Origin of the sequence: Caballeronia sp. Lep1P3, assembly GCF_022879595.1 — a bacterium.
Taxonomy (GTDB): Bacteria; Pseudomonadota; Gammaproteobacteria; order Burkholderiales; family Burkholderiaceae; genus Caballeronia.
This window is the reverse complement of the sequence record NZ_CP084265.1, coordinates 3,069,070-3,077,035: the sequence shown is the minus strand read 5'-3', so window position 1 is coordinate 3,077,035 and position 7,966 is coordinate 3,069,070. Positions and strand designations below refer to the sequence as shown.

General features: G+C 57.0%; 4 protein-coding genes. 3 read left to right on the top strand and 1 reads right to left on the bottom strand.

Features of this window, described 5'->3' with window-relative positions; genetic code table 11:
• From dpdJ to dpdD, 3 genes are read left to right on the top strand one after another with little or no spacing between them, the layout of a single operon-like run.
• Window positions 1-4,563, top strand: a complete 4,563-nt coding sequence (gene dpdJ, locus LDZ27_RS14465) for a protein DpdJ (protein WP_244814743.1) — start codon at window positions 1-3, stop codon at window positions 4,561-4,563.
• Window positions 4,560-5,093, top strand: a complete 534-nt coding sequence (gene dpdK / locus LDZ27_RS14460; RefSeq protein ID WP_244814742.1) for a phospholipase D-like domain-containing protein DpdK — start codon at window positions 4,560-4,562, stop codon at window positions 5,091-5,093. Before dpdJ ends, dpdK begins: the two co-directional genes overlap by 4 nt.
• The gene (gene dpdD, locus LDZ27_RS14455) at window positions 5,093-7,339 is read left to right on the top strand and encodes a protein DpdD (RefSeq protein WP_244814741.1); all 2,247 of its coding nucleotides are present in this window, start codon (window positions 5,093-5,095) and stop codon (window positions 7,337-7,339) included. Before dpdK ends, dpdD begins: the two co-directional genes overlap by 1 nt.
• Window positions 7,340-7,599: 260 nt before the next feature.
• Here the strand turns inward: dpdD and LDZ27_RS14450 are convergent, their stop codons facing one another.
• On the bottom strand, window positions 7,600-7,962 hold the full coding sequence (locus LDZ27_RS14450; RefSeq protein WP_244814740.1) for a 6-carboxytetrahydropterin synthase: 363 nt from the start codon (window positions 7,960-7,962) through the stop codon (window positions 7,600-7,602).
• Window positions 7,963-7,966 lie beyond the last annotated feature (4 nt).

Here is a 7,966-nt window from a genome sequence, read left to right as displayed (position 1 = left end):
GTGACTAAAGCGCGAGAGACCTTTCTGCTTAACATACTTGATGAAATTGAGCAGCGCGAAGCACGCCTACTTGCCTGGGGTATCGTCGACGGCTATTTTAGCGCTGCAGAGTTAATCGACCTGATCGACGCCCAGATCGATGACGCGTTGGACGATGGTTTTGATGATTTTCTCAGCGCCAACAAGGTTGTCGATGAATTGCTCGCGCTGCAGTGGATCGCCCCGGTTGAACTAGAAAATGGCGCGACCGCTTACCGCTCCCGGATGGCCGAGACTGTAAGGCTGCTTTCGCGGTTACGCCAATTATTTCCCAAATATGCCGGTGACGCGGGTTGGCAGCGGGCGCCGACGCTGGTCGCCGATTTTCGCTTTTTGCGTCGGCAGCGCAGATATCCTAAGCGGAATCGTTCGGTCGCGGATGCTCTTGCCGTCCTCCGCAACGTGACGTCGAGTACCTCGCTATTGCAGGCTACTCGTGCCTTGCTAACGCCCGGCGGCCACGCCTTAGAACTAGCGGGATTCCAGGTCCGCGCAGCCGAACGCATCGTCCGGGGGATCGAAAACAATGTCCCGTTGGCGACGATCGTTTGCGCAGGGACCGGCAGCGGCAAAACGCTCGCATTCTATCTTCCAGCACTCGCTTCGATCACCCGTCATTTGCTTGCTGAAAGCGTCCACAAGCCATGGGTCAAAGCTATCGCGCTGTATCCGCGCGTGGAATTGCTCAAGGACCAATTGCGGGAAGTATTGCGGCGGGCGCTTGCCCTGCGGCAGGACCTTCCGAGTGGATCGCAAACTACGATCCGCGTCGGAGCCTACTTTGGTGACACGCCGCACTCGGCCCAGAAATGCGATTGGCCGAGCATTGGCAACGATCGAGTTTGTACCGCGCTCAATTGCTTGAAATGCGAGGGTCAACTTCGGTGGCGTGATCAAGACCTGCGCGCCGGACGCGAACGACTCACCTGCGCGAACTGTTCGTTCGAGATAGACGGAGAGATGTTTCCGCTCACCCGCGAGACGCTCAAGAAGCGGCCGCCCGACGTACTGTTCACTACTACGGAAATGCTGAATCAGCGCCTATCCGACAGCACGTCGTGTCACCTGTTTGGTGTCGGTCCTAAAGCAGCACGTTCGCCAGAATTAGTGCTCTTGGACGAGGTCCACACCTATGAAGGGCGGCACGGCGCCCAGGTGGCATACCTGATGCGCCGCTGGCAACGGTTGCTTGAGCAGCCATTGCAATTCGTCGGCTTATCGGCAACGCTGCGCGAGGCAACGACGTTCTTTGCCGCACTTACCGGATGCCGGCCCAACCTGGTCGAGGAGGTATCCCCACAATCACTCGAAATCGAACCGGAGGGAGCGGAATACCAGTTGGCTCTCCGCGGCGATCCGGTCTCACGCGCTGCATTGCTGTCGACAACAATTCAGACAACCATGCTCTTGCAACGTTGTCTGGACCCCAAAACACGCAACCTTGCCGAGTCGATCAGTGCAGGCGTCTTCGGGCAGAAGACCTTTGTCTTCACCGACAACCTTGACGTGATCAACCGCCTCTATTTCGATCTCTTGAGCGCCGAGGGCCGTAACAGCTATGGTGATCCCGATACCCGTCATGCGCCTGACGGAGGATTAGCCTACCTCAGAAGACAGAGTTCATCGCACTTCCGCTATGTCAATGGACAGGATTGGCGCGTTTGCGAAAAACTCCACGGCAATTTGAAGCAGCGACTCAGCGTCAAGCGTGTCAGCTCCCAAGACCGCGGCGTCGATCCAACGGCCGACGTGGTGGTTGCCACTGCGGTATTGGAAGTCGGTTTCGACGACCCCGCAGTGGGTGCTGTGGTGCAGCACAAAGCGCCCCGCGGCATGGCAAGTTTCCTGCAGCGCAAGGGACGAGCTGGCCGCACTCGCGGAATGCGCCCGTGGACTGCCGTGGTTCTATCCGATTACGGCCGTGATCGTACGGCGTATCAGTCGTATGACCTCCTGTTCGATCCCGAACTTCCGGTTCGGACCCTGCCTATGGCAAACCGCTATCTCATGCGCATGCAAGCGGTTTACGCCACGATCGACTACCTCGGATTACGTCTGCAGGACGCCCCCTCCGGAAGTGTCTGGCTCGACTTGTCCGGCCCGACCGGCAATGCTCAGCGGCGCTCGCGCCTGCGACGCGAAGTGCAGCAGATTCTGCAGACGGACGCTGGCACCTCGCGGCTAGCCGACTATATTGAACGCGCCCTGAAATTGTCGTCAGATGAGGTGTCCGCGCTGCTGTGGGAATATCCGAGGCCGCTGATGACGACTGTGTTGCCAACAGCCTTGCGACGCTTGGCGACGTCGTGGAGTGCCGATAATCAACCCGGCCAGGACTATCAAATCGCCAACAATCCCTTGCCTGATTTCATTCCGGCCTCCCTATTTGCCGATCTCAATCTCGCCGAGGTAGCGATCAACTTATCCCAGGCCGATCGGGCAAAGCCGTTTGAACAACCCGCTATGTCAATCTTCGCGGCGCTACGGGAATTTGCCCCGGGACGCGTCAGCCGCCGCTATGGGGTCCGTCACAAGTCGGAGCGTTACTGGTTGGCGCCCACACCGGCATGGGAGGAGAGCGTTCCAATTGGCGAAGAAATCGATACGCTGCTCGATATTTCTGCGATCGGTCAGCATGTCCATCTTGGCGACTACCTCGTCCGGGATGGTGACAACAGCGTGGCGATCCCGGTTTATCGACCACTGTCTATCACGCCCAAGGCTCCGCCGAAACCCGTCAAGGATTCATCGAACGCGATACTGCGTTGGCACAGCCAATTTGTACCCAAGGTCGAACCAACTTGGTTGTCGCCGCCAGCAGGCGGCATTTGGCCAGATGTCATCGCGCAGGTCGGATTCTTCACTCATTCACGGCATGCACCGATCGAAGTCAGGCGCTTTGCCACTGGATCGGCCGCCGAGATTGGGGTCGAGCAAGAGAAAACCCGCGCTAACGTTACCTTTGCTCTGGGGGAGCGACCTGTTGCGTTGGGCGCCAACTTCGCCGCCGACGGCGTGCTGTTCCAACTACGCATACCTGCCGACCTTTATGCCCGGCAGAGCTGCGGTACTGAGCGTAAATGGCAAGCCCTACGCCTAGCGCGCTTTACCGACCAAGCATGGCGCGGCAAGATCTTGACGATGCTACCCAGCCCTTTTGCCCGAGAATGGGTTGCACAGATTTATCTTTCAGCGCTTACGTACGTAGCTGTGGGCAAGGTTGTGAGCCTCGAAAGTGCCGCCCGTGCACTTGCCGCCGGTACGGCTGACGTCACTCTAACGCAGGTGTTGGACGCAATGTTCCAGTCGCAGATTGTCGAAGCGCAACAGGGCGAAGGGCACGATGCACCACCCGACAAGCTTCGTCTAGAGCTTGACGACTATCTGCGCCGGCCGGATGTACTTGACCACTTACATATCGCAGGTCGCATGCTCTGGGAACCCATTAAGGAAGATTGGGAACCTTGGTTGCAGGGGGTATACCACACTACGATGGCCGCCGCGATCATGCGGACCGTCACCGATCTGTGCCCGACCATCGACACGGAGGACTTGAACGTCGATCTGTCGCGCGGCGCAGTTGACCCGGTCCATGGGCACGGATTCAACCCTCACATTCATGAAATCTGGCTTACCGAAAAAACACCAGGCGGCAGCGGATTGATCGAACAAATCATGGCGCGCTACGCCGAAGATCCCCGCCGTTTCTTTTCGGTGGTTCGCGCCAATCTGGGCACAAGTGAGTTCGAATTGATCGACCGTCAAATGGCCGGCCTGCTGCGTTTGCTAACGCAAGAACCAGATGCTCAAGTGGCTGAATTGATCCGCGAATTTCGGACCGCAAGTGACCATGCCGAAATGACGAAACTTGTGTGGCGCCTACGGTCCGCGCTGGTCGAGGCCGGATTCTCTCCTTTCCACGGCTTCATTGTCTCAATGGGCAACCGTATCCTGCGCCAAGGTGCCGGCCCCCAGACCGATAACTATCTCGCGTCCGTTCTTGCACGCTGGGACAGTGAAGAGACGCGCCTCGGCGTCGAAATCGATGTGCGGGTCATGAGTTATTTCCTGAGTCAGTCGAATGAGATCGATCACCTCGTGTCCGAATTCAGCGCTGCAATTGGCACCGACCGCAGCGCTTGGCGCGTCAGCGCGATCAATGGTCTATTGTGGGGACGAGGGAAGCAAATGAGACAAACGGCGCTGCAATTGCGAAACGCGTTTTGCGAATTGCCGACGATCGAGCGCCTGCTTGTCACAGAAACAATCGCCGATGACCGCGTTCGCGTAGACGTCACCGCCTCTGACTGGCTTGAACAAACCGCAGCGCATCTCGCGGCCGGCCGACTCGTGACGCTTGCCTGCAACGAGACGCAGCACCTGCTGCTCGGTGACGCCCTCAACGCTCTAGTGACCAATCCGATCGATGCTGGATACCTGCGTGCCTATGCCCGCCTGCAAGGAATACGACAGTCGGCTGATGCCTTAGAAGCGGATATCGAACTGATCGAGGCACTGCAATGACATATCTGTATCGACGCATATTCAAGACGCAAACCACTGGGGCGGTGACCGTGCAGGAACTGCTGCAAACCATGTTTGTCGCGGAAATGCTCCGAGCCGGCGGCGACATCTGGATCGTCTCACCGTGGATCAGCAACGTTGTACTAATCGATAATCGGTCTGGAAACTTCGACGCGCTAAATCCCGAATGGGGGCGACGTGAGATTCGCCTAGCAGATGTCTTGACCGCACTAATGACGCGCGGGAGTACGATCTCAATCGTCACACGCAGCGACGAAAGCAATCGCGGCTTCGTAACGAAGCTGCGCGATTTAGTTGAACAACAGCGGCTCCATGACCGTGCTGCCATCAAGATCCATGATCAGTTGCATACGAAAGGGATTTTGTTGTCGAACAGTCTGTTGATGGGGTCTATGAACCTAACCTATAACGGCATGGTCATCAATGACGAGTGGGTGGAGTTTTCGCTGGACCCAGAAGATCTGGCTCGCACCCGACTGGAATTCCGCCGATACATGGAGACGTATTGATGGATCACATTCCCGCCAGCGAAGCGGCGTGGCTCGCGCGTTTCTTCGCTGGACGCAATGCGCTCCACTGGGGGGCGATAGTTACCGAGACAGCACCTGCGGCCTGGATCGATCAAGTTGCACCATGGATCGATTATTTCGTGGCCAATGGAACACAAACGCCATTGATACTACCCGTCTTCTCGGAGCATGGACCGCTTACCTGGTATGCCGCAGCTTCCGACGACAACAGTGCCGCAGCGTTAGCCGAAGAACTCGCCAGCGTAGTTGGGCCTAGTTACAGTGATTTTCGCGGCCAGACCCTCGTCCACGATGGCGATGACGAACTCGAAGACGCCTTGCATGAGCGATTCGGCCACAATTTGTTTCGGTTTGCGGCGATATCGGACCATGCGCGTATGGAAATCGTCAGTGCCGTATCGCTCTATTTGACGGTTCTACAGCGGCGCCCAGCCATACCTGATCGGACGCAGCAACCGTTCGGCAAATTGCGAGCCGACTTTGACCGCGCCCTTTTAGCGGGCAATGAAGAGGAAGCGCGAGTCCTGGTTGACGGACTTTGCGCCACCGGTCGTGTCAATGCCGAGCAACGCCAATTCCTCGACATTCGCTTGCTCGCCGGTCTAGGAAGGCAAGACGAGATCGCGCACAACTACCCCTTGATCAAAGCGGTGATGGATCTCGCGTTGCCTCCGCAGACCATCATTGATGTCGTCGATGCGCTCTACCAAGAATACTTAGTCGGCGTAGAAAATGAGCCAGACCCCCGTACTGTAATCTCGGCGTTCAGACGAGCGATCGCGAAGCCGTTCGGCCCGCTCTTCAAAGAGCGCAAGGGCATCCGGCACCCAAATGTGCTCAAGGCGTTTTTGCTGTTCGAGTTGTCGCAGGACGAACCTAACCCCGTGCGCTGCGAGGCAATCCTGAATGCCTCTCCTGCCAGCACGCGGGACAGGGAATTGTTGCAGCGTTGGTGGGAACAAGCGGCGCAGCCTGCTCCCGCGGCACCATCCTCGGAACAGAAACTCGATCGAGCTAAGCAAGCGTTGGCGGACGAAGACTATCAGGTGGCGGTCGACCTGTGCTTGGACGTCCTCCCACATGCTTGGGCGTATAGCGCGCTTCTGCGCTGCGCAGTCGAACTCGAAAATCCCGAATTGACGGCGAAAGTCTTGGGACTTATCGGTTCCGTCCGCCTCATCTGGACGGAGCGCGATCGTAGCCGGATCGAAAAGTTGCGCGTCGCAAAGCTTGCGGCAGTGCCGAACGATGCTCGCGCCTCTTGGGTATCGTGGGCCCGTGCAGTTGCAGAGGGCATGTCCCAAACATCGCCGACCGCGCTACTAGATCAATGCGTTACGCAGTGGAGCATTGAGGATTACCTCGTTGACGCAACACCTTGCGAGACGCTGGCACAACTCATCGGAAATTCTCAAGGAAGATCGGAACAGATTTTCCGCGATGCTTACCCCTATCTCGTCGAATTCTTTGTCGCACGCCCAGCGCATCCAGTTCGTGGATTTATTCCGCTATATGGCATGCTAATCAAAATGATCGCGTGGAGTGACGCGGCGTCCCCAGACGAGTTGGCGTTGACGTCAGAATTGCTGCAAGCCCTCGTTGGCATCGGGCCAAGCAAGGAACCGTATGTCGAGGCGCTCGAAGACCTCAGCGAAATCTTGGCCACTAATCGGGCGGCCACGTACGTTGATTGGGCCTTGAATACTGCGGAAATCTTGGCGCTACAATCCGCGCCAGTTCCAGAGGCGCGACTGCGGTATTTCATGCAAGTGCTAGACCTTGTTCGCGCCTATGCGCATCGCGCGACCGAGTCGCAACGCTTGATTTTGCGCCTGCTAGCAAAGGATTACGACTGCCTTGACTTGCTCGATACACTGCCGGCGCCGGATCACGACGATGGAGCCCGCGACGATTTCAGCAGCTTTCCTGGCCTGATTGGCATTTACACCCTGACCGAATCGGCTGGACAGCGCGCCAAACAGGTACTTCACAAGTTGCTCCCGCAAGCCACAGTGGAAATCAATGCAGATCATGCGGCGACGGACCGCCTGCGCCATCTCGCTTCGAACGCGGACATTTTCGTCTTCGCCTGGAAAAGCAGTAAGCACCAAGCGTATTACTGCGCAAAGGAGGCTCGGGGCAACCGCGAGTTGCAACTGCCTGTCGGCAAGGGCAGCGCGAGCATTCTCGATAGCATCTTTAAGGAACTGGCGCGGTTGGTGTAAGGTGATCAACTGTCTCGTGGTGGACAGAGAAACCGGTAGGAGATGAATCAGTTCTCACGTGAGAGTGCAACTAAGACGCGTCGGCAAGCAGCGAGGTTCTGTTGTCCATCCGAATTTCCTTGCGTTAGAAAACGGTCCTTAACGAGATGGCAGATGATATCGGTTACCCGCGCACTCACTGGAGAACCTCTCAGTGCGTGACGCGGCCCACAACTTGACTGTGAGGCATGATTGTTTCTTCCGCCGCGACGAGACTACGACTAGACAGATAGGTCGCACGCATCTCCGCTCGCGGCTCTTTCAACGCGGACCTTCGTGATGCTTGGCACAGATGCAGAGATTTCTTGAAAAATGAACGAACATAGGCTTTCTATTGTCGCGGCGCCTAGCTCGGGAATTTCATCAAGAAATCGGTGATCAAGAAGATCGCGGACGCGTTCAATTTCCCTGCGAAGGAAACCTAGGTCAACAATCATCTTGGTGACTGGATCTGGAGTGCCTCGAACAAATACTTGCGCGTGGTATGTATGCCCGTGAATGCGGCGACTACCCTCAGCATCAATCTCGCGTCGCAGAGTGTGGGCAGCCTCAAAGTAAAATTTCTGACTTAGTTCGTAATTCATTTGA

Coding starts and splice junctions, on each gene's coding strand:
- dpdK (WP_244814742.1), top strand. CDS start 4,560: ATGACATATCTGTATCGACGCATATTCAAGACGCAAACCACTGGGGCG.
- dpdD (WP_244814741.1), top strand. CDS start 5,093: ATGGATCACATTCCCGCCAGCGAAGCGGCGTGGCTCGCGCGTTTCTTC.
- LDZ27_RS14450 (WP_244814740.1), bottom strand. CDS start 7,962: ATGAATTACGAACTAAGTCAGAAATTTTACTTTGAGGCTGCCCACACT.